The 15,706-nt window shown below is 67.2% G+C and carries 12 protein-coding genes and 1 pseudogene; 9 read left to right on the plus strand and 4 right to left on the minus strand.

Features of this window, described 5'->3' with window-relative positions:
* The 3 genes and pseudogenes from FHT26_RS00005 to FHT26_RS00015 all read right to left on the minus strand — a co-directional run.
* A pseudogene (locus tag FHT26_RS00005) lies at window positions 1-308 on the minus strand (extracellular solute-binding protein); the annotation flags it as partial.
* The gene (locus tag FHT26_RS00010) at window positions 305-1,459 is read right to left on the minus strand and encodes an ABC transporter ATP-binding protein (protein ID WP_168558162.1); all 1,155 of its coding nucleotides are present in this window, start codon (window positions 1,457-1,459) and stop codon (window positions 305-307) included. The gene FHT26_RS00010 and the pseudogene FHT26_RS00005, both read right to left, overlap by 4 nt.
* Window positions 1,460-1,661: 202 nt before the next feature.
* On the minus strand, window positions 1,662-2,906 hold the full coding sequence (locus FHT26_RS00015; RefSeq protein ID WP_168558163.1) for a maltoporin: 1,245 nt from the start codon (window positions 2,904-2,906) through the stop codon (window positions 1,662-1,664).
* 494 nt (window positions 2,907-3,400) lie between these two features.
* On the opposite strand from FHT26_RS00015, the gene FHT26_RS00020 reads away from it, so the two are divergent.
* Entirely contained in the window at window positions 3,401-4,375 is a 975-nt protein-coding gene (locus FHT26_RS00020) for a glucokinase (RefSeq protein ID WP_168558164.1), read from the plus strand.
* A 93-nt stretch (window positions 4,376-4,468) separates the two neighbouring features.
* Here the strand turns inward: FHT26_RS00020 and fabI are convergent, their stop codons facing one another.
* Window positions 4,469-5,254 carry an enoyl-ACP reductase FabI gene (fabI, locus tag FHT26_RS00025; protein ID WP_168558165.1) on the minus strand — a complete coding sequence of 262 codons (786 nt, stop codon included), beginning with the start codon at window positions 5,252-5,254 and terminating at the stop codon, window positions 4,469-4,471.
* A 195-nt stretch (window positions 5,255-5,449) separates the two neighbouring features.
* Here fabI and rimP point away from each other — a divergent pair, with 195 nt between their 5' ends.
* From rimP to FHT26_RS00065, 8 genes are all read left to right on the plus strand, one after another.
* On the plus strand, window positions 5,450-5,998 hold the full coding sequence (rimP, locus tag FHT26_RS00030) for a ribosome maturation factor RimP (protein WP_168558166.1): 549 nt from the start codon (window positions 5,450-5,452) through the stop codon (window positions 5,996-5,998).
* A complete protein-coding gene (gene nusA / locus FHT26_RS00035; RefSeq protein WP_168558167.1) occupies window positions 5,988-7,466 on the plus strand; it encodes a transcription termination factor NusA in 1,479 nt (492 codons plus the stop codon). The genes rimP and nusA overlap by 11 nt, the downstream gene beginning before the upstream one ends.
* A 70-nt stretch (window positions 7,467-7,536) precedes the next feature.
* Window positions 7,537-10,449 carry a translation initiation factor IF-2 gene (gene infB / locus FHT26_RS00040; RefSeq protein ID WP_168558168.1) on the plus strand — a complete coding sequence of 971 codons (2,913 nt, stop codon included), beginning with the start codon at window positions 7,537-7,539 and terminating at the stop codon, window positions 10,447-10,449.
* A gap of 105 nt (window positions 10,450-10,554) precedes the next feature.
* Window positions 10,555-10,920 carry a 30S ribosome-binding factor RbfA gene (gene rbfA, locus FHT26_RS00045; RefSeq protein ID WP_168558169.1) on the plus strand — a complete coding sequence of 122 codons (366 nt, stop codon included), beginning with the start codon at window positions 10,555-10,557 and terminating at the stop codon, window positions 10,918-10,920.
* 4 nt (window positions 10,921-10,924) lie between these two features.
* Window positions 10,925-11,884, plus strand: coding sequence for a tRNA pseudouridine(55) synthase TruB (gene truB, locus FHT26_RS00050; protein WP_168558170.1), 960 nt, complete (start codon window positions 10,925-10,927; stop codon window positions 11,882-11,884).
* Window positions 11,885-11,900: 16 nt separating this feature from the next.
* Complete coding sequence (gene typA / locus FHT26_RS00055; protein WP_168558171.1) at window positions 11,901-13,715, plus strand: translational GTPase TypA; 1,815 nt, start codon at window positions 11,901-11,903, stop codon at window positions 13,713-13,715.
* A 1-nt stretch (window position 13,716) separates the two neighbouring features.
* Window positions 13,717-14,583, plus strand: coding sequence for a DMT family transporter (locus FHT26_RS00060; RefSeq protein ID WP_168558172.1), 867 nt, complete (start codon window positions 13,717-13,719; stop codon window positions 14,581-14,583).
* Window positions 14,580-15,692, plus strand: a complete 1,113-nt coding sequence (locus FHT26_RS00065; RefSeq protein ID WP_168558173.1) for an enoyl-CoA hydratase/isomerase family protein — start codon at window positions 14,580-14,582, stop codon at window positions 15,690-15,692. The genes FHT26_RS00060 and FHT26_RS00065 overlap by 4 nt, the downstream gene beginning before the upstream one ends.
* Window positions 15,693-15,706 lie beyond the last annotated feature (14 nt).

Here is a 15,706-nt window from a genome sequence, read left to right on the forward strand (position 1 = left end):
CCGCCGGCGATCCATTCGCCGATGCGGTCGTGCGGCCAGATCCAGATGTCGGGGCCCTTGCCGGCGGCGGCCGCCTGCTGGAACTTGTTGGGCGCATCCTCCGGGTGCTCGACCACCACCTGCACGCCGGTCTTGGCGGTGAACTCCTCGCCGACCTTGGCCAGGCCGTTGTAGCCCTTGTCGCCGTTGATCCAGACCAGCAGCTTGCCGGGCTCGGCGGCCTGCGCGGCGAGGGGCAGCGCGCCGGCCAGGGCCAGGACTGCAGCAGCAGCGGCGAGTCGCTTCAGGTGATGTCGCTTGGTGTTCATCGCTTGTCTCCGTCGGGTGTGTCTTGTGGGGAAGAGGAAAACAGCGTGCGCCCCTGCTCGTCGAACAGGAAGCCGCGCTGCGGCGGGAAACTCAGGTACGCGGTGTCGCCGGTCTTCAGCGGGTTCTCCGGCGCGGTGCGGATCGTCATCGCGTCGGTGGCGCCGCTCTGCGTCGCGCCGGTCAGCGTCACGTGCAGGTACGTGATATCGCCCAGGTGCTCGGCAAGCTGCACGTGCGCGCGCAGCGCGTCCGGGCTCGGCTGCGCGCTCGCGTCGACGTGCTCGGGGCGCAGGCCGACCGTGACCGCGACGCCCGGCTGCAGCGATGAAACATCGGCATCGACCGCCACGCTCGAGCCGTCGGCCAGCGCGATGCGCGCCAGCCCGGCGCTCCGGCCATCGTTCACGCCGACCAGCGTGCCGGCGATGAAGTTCATCCGCGGCGAGCCGATGAAGCCGGCGACGAAGCGGTTGACCGGCCGGTGGTACAGCGCCATCGGCGTGCCCACCTGCTCGATGCGCCCGGCGTTCAGCACGACGATGCGATGGGCCAGCGTCATCGCCTCCACCTGGTCGTGCGTCACGTAGATCATCGTGGTCTTGAGTTCCTGGTGCAGCCGCGACAGCTCCACCCGCATCTGCACCCGCAGCGCCGCGTCCAGGTTCGACAGCGGTTCGTCGAACAGGAACACGCCCGGCTTGCGCACGATCGCGCGGCCGATGGCCACGCGCTGGCGCTGGCCGCCGGACAAGGCCTTGGGCTTGCGCTCCAGCAGGTGCTCGATCTGCAGCACCTGCGCGGCGCGTTGCACCGCCGCGCGCATCTCGTCCTTCGAATACCCCGCCAGCCGCAACCCGAAGGCCATGTTCTCGGCGACCGTCATGTGCGGGTACAGCGCATAGCTCTGGAACACCATCGCGATGCCGCGCTTGGCCGGCGGCACGTCGTTGACCCGCTCGCCGCCGATGTACAGCTCGCCCGACGTGATGTCCTCCAGCCCCGCGATGCAGCGCAGCAGCGTCGACTTGCCGCAGCCCGATGGGCCCACGAACACCAGGAACTCCCCGTCGCGCACCGAAAGGTCCACCCCAGGCAGGATCACCACGTCGTCGAACGCCTTGCGCAGCGACTTCAGTTGCAGGTCGGCCATGGGGTGCGAGTCCTCTGGGTCAAGTGCTCGTCAAAAGGGCCGGCTTCCCAGCCGGCCCCGTACTGCGTCACGGACCCGGCCGCAGCCGGGTCGTCAGGCTGTGAACAGTCCCTTATCAGAACATAAGCTCATCGAAGTACCTCGGCGCCCGCGCGTGCCTTGCTTCGCAGCGGCGGGCGCGTTCAGCGCTACGCAGTCAGGCTCAAAACCAGATTTCAGCCTGGGCACCATAGGAGGTGCCCTTGGTCTTGCCGTCGGCGTTGCCGGTCAGGCCGTTGGCGCCGGAGGCGGCGTTGGCGGCGTTGTTCCACTTCGCGGTGGTGACGTACAGGCGCAGTTCCGGACGGTTCCAGAAGCCCGGGCCGGTCGCCAGCGTCGGCGCGAAGGTGAACTTCGCCAGCTTCTGCGTGTCGCTGTCGTCCGGCTTCTTCTGCACGTACGCCGCTTCGGCCACCAGCTTGAAGTTCTTGGTCAGCGCGTACGAGCCGCGCCCGCCCACCGACACCGACTTCACGTTGGTCGTGTTGCCCAGGCCGTCGTCCAGCTTGTCGTGTTGGAACATCACCATGCCCTGCCCGCCGAACGGGCCGACCTGCCAGCCCGGGCTCTCGACGATGCGGTAGCTCTTGTTGCCCGAGTTCGCACCCAGGTTGCCGAAGTTGCCGTTCAGCCCGGCCGAGCCCTGCGCGTACTGCACCCACAGGATGTTGGTGCCGCCCAGCCCCAGCGCGTTGTCCTGGTTGTGCTGCGCGGTCAGCCCGAAGCCGTTCTTGCCGTCGGTGAAGTCGCCCTTCGTGATCGTGCCCACGATGCGCAGCTTGCCGCCCGGGTTCACCACCAGCTCCGAGAAGTCCACGTTCACGCGCGAGCCCGGCTTGGTCGAGTCGGCGCTGTCCGAGCGGAACGCCGCGATCGCCAGCTTGCCGCCGCCGACGTCCATGCTGTCCGCACCGGCGCCCACGCCCGACAGGTTCACGAAGAACGTGTCGACGATGTGCACGTCCGCGCGGCCGTAGAAGCGCTTGCCGATCCAGAAGTTCGTGTTCGGGGCGATGTCGTAGCCCTTGCCCTCGACATACATCTGGTTGATGCCCAGCTTGCTGTGGTCCAGCGACTGGTTCGTCGCCGGCTGCCCGCTCAGGCCGCGGTCCACTGCGCCGGTGTCGGTGCCATTGCTGTACAGGTTGGTCATCAGCGCGGCCTTGTATTCCACGCCATCGGCCTTGAAGCCCTGGCTCAGCAGGAACTCGCCGTAGAAGTCGCACTCGTTGCCGAGCCGGTACTTCATGCCTTCTCCGCCCAGCCCGTAGCAGGCGCGCGACGAGTCCTTCGACGTGGCACCCGGGCCGGTGCGGAAGTAGCCGCCCCAATCGACGGCTTGTGCAGAGGTGGCGCTCAACAGACCCATCGCGGCGGCAACGGTTGCGAGCTTGAACTGACTCTTCATCAACTGACTCCTCAGAGGTTTTGCTTTGAAATGTGCCGAGCGCCTGGTCTGGGGGGACCCATTGCTGCAGCGGTTGGGGGAAACGGGCTGGGGCGAGCGGTTCGCAGTTCGCCCCGAATGGCTGGAAACGTGCGTTGTCTTCCTTGTGCCAGCGAGTAGCACGGCTACATCGTTGGCTGTAATGTTTTGTCAAGGTTGACTCTAGTAATCCGACTACAGCCGGTAAACGCGGGTTTTCCCGTCGTTTATCACAATAACCACACCCATCAGGGAAGTCCCGAATGCCCAGCTGCCGATACTTTGCGGCCGGCTTGGCTATCATGAAAAGTAGTTTGGCTACAAAGTCGAGCGCACGGTTCGGGTGCATGGCGCGCCGGGCGGAGCGCTTCGAGGGGGCGCACTCCGCGTCGGAGGCCGCGTGCGAATGGTCGCGCTGCGGCGAGGACCGTTGCCACGGGGTTTGCCTGCGGTGACTCGAACGAGAGAACGTTGACATGCAGGCAGATTCATATCCGCGGTGGGTCGGTGACGTCGGTGGCACGAACGCGCGTTTCGCGCTGCAGCTGGCGCCTGGCGCCGAGCTGAGCGCCGTCGACACCCTTCCGGCGGCCGATCACCCGACGCTGCAGGATGCGATGGCGCATTACCTGCAAACGCATTCGCCGGCGGTGCGCCCGCGCTGGTGCGCGATCGGCATCGCCAATCCGATCGTCGGCGACCGGGTGCAGATGACCAACCACCACTGGTCGTTCTCGATCGAGGCGGTGCGCCGGACGCTCGGCCTCGAGCGGCTGTTGCTGATCAACGACTTCACGGCGCTCGCGCTGTCGCTGCCGTCGCTGAAGCCGGCCGAACTGCGGCAGGTGGGCGGCGGGGCGGTGGTCGACGGCGCGCCGGTCGGGCTGATCGGCCCGGGCACCGGGCTCGGCGTGTCGGGCCTGTTGCGGGTGCCGGGCAGCGAGCGCGTGGTGCCGCTGAACGGGGAGGGCGGCCATGTGACGCTCGGCGGCGCGACGCCGCGCGAGGATGCGGTGATTGCGGCGTTGCGCCAGCGCTACGGCCATGCGTCAGCCGAGCGGGCCTTGTCGGGCCCGGGGCTGGTGAGCCTGTACGAGGCGCTGTGCCAGGTCGACCGCGCCACCGCGCATCCGTTGAGCGCGGCCGAGGTCAGCGAGCGCGCAGTGGCGGCGAGCGACGCGCATTGCGTCGAGGCGCTCGACATGTTCTTCGCGCTGCTCGGCAGCGTGGCCGGCAACCTGGCGCTGTCGCTCGGCACGCGCGGCGGGATGTACATCGGCGGCGGCATCGTGCCGCGCCTGGGCGACCGGATCGACCGATCGACCTTCCGCGAGCGCTTCATCGCGAAGGGGCGGTTCCGGGCCTACCTGGATGCGATGCCGACCTTCGTGGTGCAGGCCAGCACCTCGCCGGCCTTGCTCGGCGCGCTGCGGGCGCTGGACGACCTGTAGCCGGCCGGAGCGGATCGAGCGCCGGGCCGATCCCAGGCGGCCCCGCCGGGCGAGGGGTTGTCATGCCACCCGGATTGGCATCCGGGTGACGGGTCAGGCCTCCGAAGCGCCGCCCATCGCGTGGCTGAAGCCGCCGTCCACATAGGTGATTTCGGACGTCACGCCGGCCGCGAGGTCGGACAGCAGGAAGGCCGCGACGTTGCCGACGTCGTCGATCGTCACGTTGCGGCGCAGCGGCGCGTTCTGCTCGACCACGTCGAGTATCTTGCCGAAGCCCTTGATGCCGGATGCGGCCAGCGTCTTGATCGGCCCGGCCGAGATGCCGTTGACCCGCACCCCCTTCGGGCCCAGGCTGGCCGCCAGATAGCGGACCGAGGCCTCGAGCGAGGCCTTCGCCAGCCCCATCGTGTTGTAGCTGGGAACGCTGCGGATCGCCCCCAGATAGCTCAGCGTCAGCAACGCGGCCTTCGGGGTCAGGCGCGAGGCGGCTGCCTTGGCCATCGCCGGGAAGCTGTAGCTGGAGATGTCGTGGGCGATCCGGAAACTCTCGCGCGACAGGCCGTCGAGAAAATCGCCGGCAATCGCTTCGCGCGGTGCGAAACCGATCGAATGGACGAAACCGTCGAACTGTGGCCAGGTTTCGCCGAGCTGGTTGAACATCGCGTCGATCTGTTCGTCGCTCGCGACATCGCAATCGAACAACAGCGTGGAGTCGAACTCGGCGGCAAACTCGGCCACGCGGTCCCGGAAGCGTTCTCCGACGTAGCTGAACGCCAGTTCGGCGCCTTCGCGCCGGCAGGCACGTGCGATGCCGTAGGCGATCGAGCGGTTGGACAGAACGCCGGTGATCAGGAAGCGCTTGCCGGCCAGGAATCCCATGGAGTCTCCAGTCTGGTGTCATCAAAAGGGGGTGCTCATTCTGGCATGCACATGGGCTTGCCCGTCACAACCCTTGCCGCGTGCTCGCTCAGCGAGATACAATGCGTCTTTCGCAAGAAAACTGCATGGGCGGATTCTTCCAGCCCATTTTTTTTGCTTCTCCACATTTTCATAACCTCTGAAGACACTCGCTGGATGAATTGGCAAGACGTTGTTGAACGCACCGTGACCGGGCTGGGTTACGACCTCGTGAGCTGCGATCGCAGTCCCAAGGGTTTGCTGCGTGTCTTCATCGACCGGTTGCAGAATGATCCGAACGGTGAGTTCATCGTGGTCGAGGATTGCGAGAAGGTGACCCGCCAGCTGCAGCACGTGCTGGAGGTCGAAGGGTGCGCCTATGAGCGCCTGGAAGTGTCGTCGCCGGGGCTGGACCGGCCGCTGAACAAGCCTGCCGACTACCAGCGATTCGCCGGCTCGGAAATCGAGCTGACGCTGAAGATGCCGTTCCAGGGCCGCAAGAAGTACCGCGGCGTGCTGGAGGCCCTGGGGGAGCAGTGGCGCCTGGTGTTCAACGACGGCAAGGTCGACCAGGCCCTGGAATTTTCGTTCGAGGAAGTGCGGGACGCCCACTTGGTGCCCGTCCTCGATTTCAAGGGCCGGCGCTTTGCGCAGCCGGCTGCTGCGCCGCACGACGCCGACGTGCAGGCCGAAGATGTTGACGGAGATCCTAAGAATGAATCGTGAACTCTTGATGCTGGTCGATGCCATCTCGCGCGAGAAGAGCGTGGATCGCGAAGTCGTGTTCGGCGCGGTCGAGGCCGCCCTGGCCTCGGCCAGCAAGAAGCTGCACGGAGGCGAGGTCGACATGCGCGTCACCGTCGACCGCGAGAGCGGCGAATATGAAACCTTCCGCCGCTGGCACGTGGTGCCGAACGAGGCCGGCCTGCAACTGCCCGATTCCGAGATCCTGCTGTTCGAGGCGCTCGAGCAGATCCCCGACATCGAGGTCGACGACTACATCGAGGAACCGGTCGACTCGGTGTCGATCGGCCGCATCGGCGCCCAGGCGGCCAAGCAGGTCATCCTGCAGAAGATCCGCGACGCCGAGCGCGAGCAGCTGCTCAACGACTTCCTGTCGCGCGGCGAGAAGATCTTCGTCGGCACCGTCAAGCGCCTCGACAAGGGCGACGTGATCGTCGAATCCGGCCGGGTCGAAGGACGCCTGAAGCGCAGCGAGATGATCCCGAAGGAAAACCTGCGCTCCGGCGACCGCGTCCGCGCCTTCATCGCCGAGGTCGATTCGACGCTGCGCGGCCCGCAGATCGTGCTGTCGCGCAGCGCGCCCGGCTTCATGATCGAGCTGTTCGCCCAGGAAGTGCCCGAGATCGAGCAGGGCCTGCTGGAGATCAAGTCGTGCGCCCGCGATGCGGGTTCGCGCGCCAAGATCGCGGTGATCTCGCACGACAAGCGGGTCGATCCGATCGGCACCTGCGTCGGCGTGCGCGGTTCGCGCGTCAACGCGGTCACCAACGAACTCGCCGGCGAGCGTGTCGACATCGTGCTGTGGTCCGAAGACCCGGCGCAGTTCGTGATCGGCGCTCTGGCCCCGGCCAACGTGCAGTCGATCGTCGTCGACGAAGAGCGCCATGCGATGGACGTCGTCGTCGATGAAGAGAACCTCGCGATCGCGATCGGCCGCGGCGGCCAGAACGTGCGCCTGGCTTCCGAGATGACCGGCTGGCGCATCAACATCATGACGGCTGAAGAGTCGCAGGCGAAGCAGAGCGAGGAGTCCGACAGCGTTCGCAAGCTGTTCGTCGACAAGCTCGACGTCGACGCCGAAGTGGCCGACATCCTGATCGCCGAAGGCTTCAGCAGCCTCGAGGAAGTGGCCTACGTCCCGATGCAGGAAATGCTCGAGATCGAAGGCTTCGACGAAGACACCGTCAACGAGCTGCGCACGCGGGCCAAAGACGCTTTGCTGACGATGGAGATCGCCCGCGAAGAGAAAATGGAAGACGTTTCGCAGAACCTGCGCGACCTCGAAGGGCTGGACCCGGCCCTGATCCCGAAGCTGACCGAGAGCGGGATCAACACACGCGATGACCTCGCCGACCTGGCGGTCGACGAGCTGACTGAAATTGCCGGCATCGGGGAAGACCAGGCCAAGGCATTGATCATGAAGGCACGCGAACACTGGTTCACGACCTGACATTGAACGACCTGATGCCCCAACGCCCGATCGAACGCTGCACTGCAAGTACCAAGCAAGGATATTCACAATGGCTGTGACCACCGTCGCCCAGTTGGCTGCTGAGCTCAATCGCCCGGCGGCTGCGCTGCTCGAGCAGCTCCAGTCGGCCGGCGTCGCGAAGGCGTCGAGCGACGACGCGCTGACCGAGTCCGACAAGGAGCGACTGCTTGACTACCTCCGCACCGCCCATGGCACGGGCGGGGGCGAGCGCAAGAAGATCACGCTGACCCGCAAGTCGACCAGCGAGATCAAGCAGGCCGATTCGAGCGGCAAGGCGCGCACGATCCAGGTCGAGGTGCGCAAGAAGCGCACCTTCGTCAAACGCGATGAATCGGCGCCGTCCGAAGAGCCGGCAGCGCCGGTCGTCGACGACGCCGAACTGCAGCGCCGCGAGGTCGAGGCCCAGGCCCAGGCCGAGCTGCTGCGCCGCCAGGAAGAAGAACTGGCCGAGAAGCGCCGCCTGCGCGAGGAGCAGGAAGCCCGCGAACGCGAGGCCGCCGAGGCCCGCGCACGTGAAGCCGCCGAGGCCGCCGCGAAGGCCGCCGCCGAGGAAGCCGCGAAAGCGGCCGCCGCCGCGGCTGCTGCCGCGAAGGCCGCCGCGGCTGCGCCGACCGCGCCGACGCCGGCACCTGCCGCGAAGGCCGCGGCCGCCGCGGCCAAGGCGGCGCCGGCACCGACCGCCGCGCCGGTTGCCGCGGCGCCGGCTGCGCCTGTCGAGCCGCCGAAGCCCGCGTTGCGCGTGATCAAGGCTGCCGACGTCGTCGACGAAGAGAAGCAGCGCGCCGCCGACCTCGCCAAGCGCCGCAAGGCCGCCGAGGACGAAGCCGCCGCGATCCGCGCGATGATGAACGCGCCGAAGAAGGTGCTGACGGCCAAGAAGCCCGAAGAACCGCCGAAGCCGGAAGCCGGCAAGGAAGGCATCAAGGGCACGATCCACAAGCCGGCTGCCGCGCCGGGGACGACCACGGCCGCCGCCGCGAAGCCGGGCGACAAGCCGGGCGACAAGAAGTCCGTCAAGTCCGAGAAGCTGTCGTCGAGCTGGGCCGATGACGCCGCGAAGAAGCGCGCGCTGAAGACCCGCAACGACGCCGCGGCCCGGCCGGGCTGGCGTGCGCCTCGCGGGGGCCGCCGTGGCGACCGCAACGATTCGCAGGGCGGCAACTTCAATGCACCGCCTGAGCAGCAGATCCAGGAAGTGCACGTGCCGGAGACCATCAGCGTCGCCGACCTCGCGCACAAGATGTCGGTGAAGGCGTCCGAGGTCATCAAGCAGTTGATGAAGCTCGGCCAGATGGTGACGATCAATCAGCAGCTGGACCAGGAAACGGCCATGATCCTCGTCGAGGAAATGGGCCACAAGGCGTTCGCTGCGAAGCTGGACGACCCGGAAGCCTTCCTCGAAGACACCCAGGCCGAATCGACGCACGAAGAACTGCCGCGCGCACCGGTGGTCACCGTCATGGGTCACGTCGACCATGGCAAGACCTCGCTGCTCGACTACATCCGCCGTGCCCGCGTGGCCGCCGGCGAAGCCGGCGGCATCACGCAGCACATCGGCGCGTACCACGTCGACACGCCGCGCGGCATGATCACCTTCCTCGACACCCCGGGTCACGCGGCCTTCACGGCGATGCGTGCCCGCGGTGCCAAGGCGACCGACATCGTCATCCTGGTGGTGGCGGCGGACGACGGCGTGATGCCGCAGACCAAGGAAGCCATCTCGCACGCCAAGGCGGCCGGGGTGCCGATCGTCGTCGCGATGAACAAGATGGACAAGCCCGAGGCCAACGTCGAGCGCCTGAAGTCGGAGCTGGTGGCCGAACAGGTCGTGCCGGAAGACTTCGGTGGCGATTCGCCGTTCGTGCCGGTGTCGGCCAAGACCGGGATGGGCATCGACCAGTTGCTGGAGCAGGTGCTGCTGCAGGCCGAGGTGCTGGAACTGAAGGCACCGAAAGATGCGCCGGCCAAGGGCCTGGTGATCGAAGCCCAGCTCGACAAGGGCCGCGGCCCGGTCGCGACGGTGCTGGTGCAGTCGGGCACGCTGAAGCGTGGCGACGTGGTGCTGGCCGGCTCGACCTACGGCCGCGTGCGCGCCATGCTCGATGAAAACGGCAAGCCGGCGACCGAAGCCGGTCCGTCGTTGCCGGTCGAGATCCAGGGCTTGACCGAAGTGCCGCAGGCCGGCGACGAGTTCATGGTGCTGGCCGACGAACGCCGGGCGCGCGAGATCGCGACCTTCCGTTCGGGCAAGTACCGCGACGTCAAGCTGGCCAAGCAGCAGGCCGCCAAGCTCGAGAACATGTTCGAGAACATGGGCCAGGGCGAAGCGCAGACGCTGGCACTGATCATCAAGGCCGACGTGCAGGGTTCGCAGGAAGCACTGGCCCAGTCGCTGCTCAAGCTGAGCACCGCCGAGGTCAAGGTGCAGATCGTGCACGCGGCGGTCGGCGGCATCAGCGAGAGCGACATCAACCTCGCGATCGCCTCGAAGGCCGTGATCGTCGGCTTCAACGTGCGTGCCGATGCCGGTGCGCGCAAGCTGGCCGAAGGCAACGGCGTCGACCTGCGCTACTACAACATCATCTACGACGCGGTCGACGACGTGAAGAAGGCGATGACCGGCATGCTGGCGCCGGAGCAGCGCGAAGAGGTGATCGGCACCGCCGAGATCCGCACGGTGTTCGTGGCTTCGAAGATCGGCACGGTGGCCGGCTCGATGGTCACCTCGGGCGTGGTGCGCCGCAACGCGCGCTTCCGCCTGCTGCGCGAGAACGTGGTGGTGTACACCGGTGAAGTCGAATCGGTGCGCCGCCTGAAGGACGACGTGCGCGAAGTCAAGGAAGGCTTCGAGTGCGGTATCAAGCTGAAGAACTACAACGACATCGCCGAAGGCGACCAGCTGGAGTTCTTCGAGGTGAAGGAAGTGGCACGAACGCTGTAAAGCGGAGTGGGTCTCTCCCCCAAACCCCGCCCTCCGAAAGATGGCGGGGTTTGTGTTTGAAGAGAGTCTCGGGAGACCCCCTCGCCCCCGGCAGGAGCCTTGAACATGCGACACAAAAGAGCCATTCCGAACCGCGGTTTCCGCATCGCCGACCAGATCCAGCGCGATCTGGCGGAGCTGATCCGCGACCTGAAGGATCCGCGCATCGGCATGGTCACGCTGCAGGCGGTCGAGGTCACGCCCGACTATGCGCACGCGAAGGTGTTCTTCTCGCTGCTGGTCGGCGACGTGAAGGAATGCGAGGAGGCCTTGAACGAGGCCGCCGGCTTCCTGCGCAACGGCTTGTTCAAGCGGCTGCAGATCCACACCGTGCCGACGCTGCATTTCTATTTCGACCGCACCACCGAGCGGGCGGCCGAATTGAGCGCGCTGATCCAGCAGGCCAATTCGACGCAGGCCAAGGACGACTGATCCGGTGAACGCACAACGCCCGCGCATTCCGCGGCGCGCCGTCCACGGCGTGCTGTTGCTCGACAAGCCGCTCGGCCTGTCGAGCAACGACGCGTTGCAGAAAGCCAAGCGCCTGTACCGCGCCGAGAAGGCCGGCCACACCGGCACGCTGGACCCGCTGGCCACCGGGCTGCTGCCGCTGTGCTTCGGCGCGGCCACCAAGTTCTCGCAGGTCAGCCTGGACGCCGACAAGACCTACCGCGCCACGCTGCAGCTGGGCACCACGACCACCACGGCCGATGCCGAGGGCGAGGTGCTGCAGCGGCGCGAGGTGGACGTGACGCGCGCGCAACTGCAGGCCGCGATCGAGCGCTTCACCGGCCCGATCCGCCAGGTGCCGCCGATGCATTCGGCGCTGAAGCACGAAGGCCGCGCGCTGTACGACTACGCGCGCGCCGGCATCGAGATCGAGCGCGAGGCGCGCGAGGTGACGATTCATCGCATTGCCATCGTTGATGACCACCATGCGGACGAGACTGCCGGTGAAAACAACCGCTGGACGCTCGACGTGCGCTGCTCGAAGGGCACCTACATCCGCACGCTGGCCGAAGACATCGGCGAAGCGCTCGGCTGCGGCGCCCACCTGGCTGCGCTGCGCCGCACCGAGACCGGTGGCCTGACGCTCGGCCAGGCGCTCACGCTGGAGCAACTGGCCGGCATGGACGAAGCACAGCGCGAAGCCGCGTTGCTCGATGCCGATGCGCTGCTGGCCGACTGGCCGGTGGTGCGCCTCGGCGACGAAGACGCCGGCCGATTCCTGAGCGGCCTGCGCCGCCGCCTGCCGCTGGCAGATGCGGAGCAGGTCCGCGTGTACGGCCCCGACCCCCGTGCGTTCCTCGGCAGCGGCCGGGTGAATGCCGGAGAACTGATTTCGACGAGGCTCTTGAGCCCGGTGGAGGTGCAAGGCCTCCTGAAGACACCTTGAACGCAGAGAGCACGTCATGACCCGACAGATCCGCAACATCGCCATCATCGCCCACGTGGACCATGGCAAGACCACGCTGGTGGACCAGCTGCTTCGCCAGAGCGGCACCTTCCGCCAGAACGAGAAGGTCACCGAACGGGTGATGGACAGCAACGACCTCGAAAAGGAACGTGGCATCACCATCCTCGCGAAGAACTGCGCGGTGGAATGGAAGGGCACGCACGTCAACATCGTCGACACCCCGGGGCACGCCGACTTCGGCGGCGAGGTCGAGCGCGTGCTGTCGATGGTCGACAGCGTGCTGCTGCTGGTCGACGCCGTCGAAGGCCCGATGCCGCAGACCCGCTTCGTCACCAAGAAGGCGCTGGCGCTCGGCCTGAAGCCGATCGTCGTCGTCAACAAGGTCGACCGCCCCGGTTCGCGCATCGACTACGTGATCAACGCGACCTTCGAGCTGTTCGACAAGCTCGGCGCGACCGAAGAGCAGCTCGATTTCCCGGTGGTGTATGCCTCCGGCCTGAACGGCTGGGCCACGCTGACCGCCGGCGAGACCGGCACCGACCTGGCGCCGCTGTTCGACGCGATCCTGAAGCACGTGCCGGCGCACGAAGGCGACCCGGCCGGACCGCTGCAGCTGCAGATCTGCTCGCTGGACTACTCCACCTATGTCGGCCGCATCGGCATCGGCCGGGTCAACCAGGGCACGCTGAAGCCGATGCAGAACGTGGCCGTGTTCAGCGGCCCGGACAGCACGCCGTTCAACGCCCGCGTCAACCAGGTGCTGAAGTTCGAAGGCCTGGAGCGCCAGCAAGCCACTGAAGCCGGCCCCGGCGACATCGTGCTGATCAACGGCATCGAGGACATCGGCATCGGCGTCACGCTGACCAGCATCGACGACCCGAAGCCGCTGCCGATGCTGAAGGTCGACGAGCCGACGCTGACGATGAACTTCTGCGTCAACAACTCGCCGCTGGCCGGCCGCGAAGGCAAGTTCGTCACCAGCCGCCAGATCTGGGACCGCCTGCAGCGCGAGCTGCAGAGCAACGTGGCGCTGAAGGTCCGCGAGACCGACGAAGACGGCATCTTCGAGGTGTCGGGCCGCGGCGAACTGCACCTGACCATCCTGCTGGAAACCATGCGCCGCGAGGGCTACGAGCTGGCCGTCAGCAAGCCGCGCGTGGTGTTCAAGGAGGTCGACGGCGAGCGCCACGAGCCGATCGAGATGGTGACGGCCGACGTCGAGGACCAGCACCAGGGTGCGGTGATGCAGGCGATGGGCGAGCGCAAGGGCGAGCTCGTCAACATGGAGCCGGACGGCATGGGCCGCGTGCGCCTCGAGTACAAGATCCCGGCGCGCGGCCTGATCGGTTTCCAGAACGAGTTCCTGAACCTGACGCGCGGCACCGGCCTGATCAGCAACATCTTCGACGGCTACGAAGCCTTCAAGGGCGAGATCGAAGGCCGCAAGAACGGCGTGCTGATCAGCCAGGACGACGGCGAGATCGTGACCTACGCGCTCGGCAAGCTCGATGACCGCGGCCGCATGTTCGTGAAGCCGGGCGACCCGGTGTACGAAGGCATGATCGTCGGCATCCACAGCCGCGACAACGACCTGATCGTCAACGCGGTGCGTGCGAAGCAGCTGACCAACTTCCGCGTCTCCGGCAAGGAAGACGCGATCAAGATCACGCCGCCGATCATCCTGACGCTGGAGTACGGCGTGGAGTTCATCGCCGACGACGAGCTGGTCGAGATCACGCCGAAGTCGATCCGCGTGCGCAAGCGCCACCTGAAGGAACACGACCGCAAGCGCGCTTCCCGCAGCGAGTGACATGACCCACGGGCGGGCGGTGGCGGGCATGCTGCTCGTCACGCTGATGTGGAGCATCGCCGGCGTGGTGACGCGCCAGCTCGAATCGGCGCGCAGCTTCGAGGTGACGTTCTGGCGCAGCCTGGCCACGTTCGTGTGCCTGGGCGGCTACTACGCCTGGGCGCACGGCCGCAGCACGCTGGCGCTGCTGCGCGCAGGCGGGCGGCCGCTGTGGGTCTCGAGCGTGATGTGGAGCGTGATGTTCACCTGCTTCATGGTGGCGCTCACGCTGACCACGGTGGCCAACGTGCTGATCACGATGGCGCTCGCGCCGCTGATCACCGCGGTGCTGGCGCGATTCACGCTCGGCCACCCGGTCGCGCGGCGCACCTGGGCCGCGATCGTGCTGGCCGGGTTGGGCATCGCCTACATGTACGGGCAGGGTGTCAGCTCGGAGCCGCAGCACGTCATCGGCACGCTGGTCGCGCTGGGCGTGCCCATCGCGAGCGCGATCAACTGGAACACGCTGCAGCGCAGCGGCACCAGCGTCGACCTGGTGCCGGCGCTGCTGCTGGGCTCGCTGATCTCGGCCATCGTCACGCTGCCGTTGTCGCTGCCGCTGCAGGCGTCGGTGCACGATGTCGGCTTGCTCGGCCTGCTGGGGCTGGTGCAACTGGCGATCCCGTGCGTGCTGGCGGTGCGGCTGGCGCGCCACCTGCCGGCGCCGGAGATGTCGCTGCTGGCGCTGCTGGAGATCGTGTTCGGCATCGCGTGGGCGTGGCTGGGCACCAGCGAGCAGCCGTCGATGGCGGTGATCGTCGGCGGCAGCCTGGTGCTGGGCACCTTGTTCGTCAATGCATGGGTCGGGTTGCGGGAGGCACGGGCATGAGCGCTTCGACATCCAGTTCGTCATTCGTCATCGCAGAAGTGCAGGGCGGCATCGGCCTGCTGACGCTGAACCGGCCGCAGGCGCTGAATGCGCTGTCGCTGTCGATGATCCGCGACATCACGCGCGCGCTGCTGGCGTGGCGCGACGATGCGGCGGTGCAGGCCGTCGTGGTGCGCGGTGCCACGCTGGAGGGCAAGGGCGTGGCCTTCTGCGCCGGCGGCGACATCCGCTTCTTCCACCAGGCGGCGCTGGCCGGCAACCCGGAACTGGAAGATTTCTTCACCGAGGAATACGCGCTCAACCACCTGATCCACACCTATCCGAAGCCCTATGTCGCGCTGATGGACGGCATTGTGATGGGCGGCGGCATGGGCATCTCGCAAGGCGCCTCGCTGCGCGTGGTGACCGAGCGCACGAAGATGGCGATGCCGGAGACGCACATCGGGCTGTTCCCTGACGTCGGCGGTGGTTGGTTCCTCGCGCGCTGCCCGGGGCGGCTCGGTGAGTACCTGGCGCTGACGGGGCAGATCCTCGGCGCGGGCGATGCGATCGCGTGCGGGTTGGCGGATGTGTGCGTGGCAAGCGGCGAGTTGCCGGCGCTGGTCGAGGCCTTGGTCGACCAGCCGCACGAGAACGCTGCGCAACTGCAGGCCGCAGTGCGCGCGCGGGCGGTGGCGCCGGCGGCCACGAGCGTTCTCGATCGTGCGGCCATCGACCGGCACTTTGCGGCCGAGTCGTTGATCGGCATCGTCGAATCGCTGAAGGGTGATTCGAGCGAGTGGGCCCAGGCCACGCTCGCGACGCTGGGCAAACGCTCGCCGCTGATGATGGCGGTGACGCTGGAGCAAGTGCGGCGTGCCCGCACGATGACGCTGGCCGACGACCTGCGCATGGAGCGCGATCTGGTGCGCCGCTGCTTCCAGCTGCGCCCGGGCGCGGCGAGCGAGACCGTCGAAGGCATCCGCGCACTGGCGGTCGACAAGGACCACAACCCGCGCTGGAACCCGGCGCGCATCGACGACGTGACGCCGGCGATGGTGGCGGCGTTCTTCGAGAGCCCGTGGCCGGGGTTTGCGCATCCGTTGGCTGGACTGAATCGGGCAGCATAGCCCCAAGCTGTTTG

The organism is Rhizobacter sp. SG703 (genome assembly GCF_012275445.1).
Classification (GTDB): Bacteria; Pseudomonadota; Gammaproteobacteria; order Burkholderiales; family Burkholderiaceae_C; genus Rhizobacter.

What these genes read in the sequence shown, in the direction of transcription:
- FHT26_RS00060 (WP_168558172.1), top strand. Translation starts at nt 13,717, where the DNA reads ATGACCCACGGGCGGGCGGTGGCGGGCATGCTGCTCGTCACGCTGATG.
- typA (WP_168558171.1), top strand. Translation starts at nt 11,901, where the DNA reads ATGACCCGACAGATCCGCAACATCGCCATCATCGCCCACGTGGACCAT.
- fabI (WP_168558165.1), bottom strand. Translation starts at nt 5,254, where the DNA reads ATGGGATTCCTGGCCGGCAAGCGCTTCCTGATCACCGGCGTTCTGTCC.
- nusA (WP_168558167.1), top strand. Translation starts at nt 5,988, where the DNA reads ATGAATCGTGAACTCTTGATGCTGGTCGATGCCATCTCGCGCGAGAAG.
- infB (WP_168558168.1), top strand. Translation starts at nt 7,537, where the DNA reads ATGGCTGTGACCACCGTCGCCCAGTTGGCTGCTGAGCTCAATCGCCCG.
- FHT26_RS00015 (WP_168558163.1), bottom strand. Translation starts at nt 2,906, where the DNA reads ATGAAGAGTCAGTTCAAGCTCGCAACCGTTGCCGCCGCGATGGGTCTG.
- rimP (WP_168558166.1), top strand. Translation starts at nt 5,450, where the DNA reads ATGAATTGGCAAGACGTTGTTGAACGCACCGTGACCGGGCTGGGTTAC.
- rbfA (WP_168558169.1), top strand. Translation starts at nt 10,555, where the DNA reads ATGCGACACAAAAGAGCCATTCCGAACCGCGGTTTCCGCATCGCCGAC.
- FHT26_RS00065 (WP_168558173.1), top strand. Translation starts at nt 14,580, where the DNA reads ATGAGCGCTTCGACATCCAGTTCGTCATTCGTCATCGCAGAAGTGCAG.
- FHT26_RS00010 (WP_168558162.1), bottom strand. Translation starts at nt 1,459, where the DNA reads ATGGCCGACCTGCAACTGAAGTCGCTGCGCAAGGCGTTCGACGACGTG.
- FHT26_RS00020 (WP_168558164.1), top strand. Translation starts at nt 3,401, where the DNA reads ATGCAGGCAGATTCATATCCGCGGTGGGTCGGTGACGTCGGTGGCACG.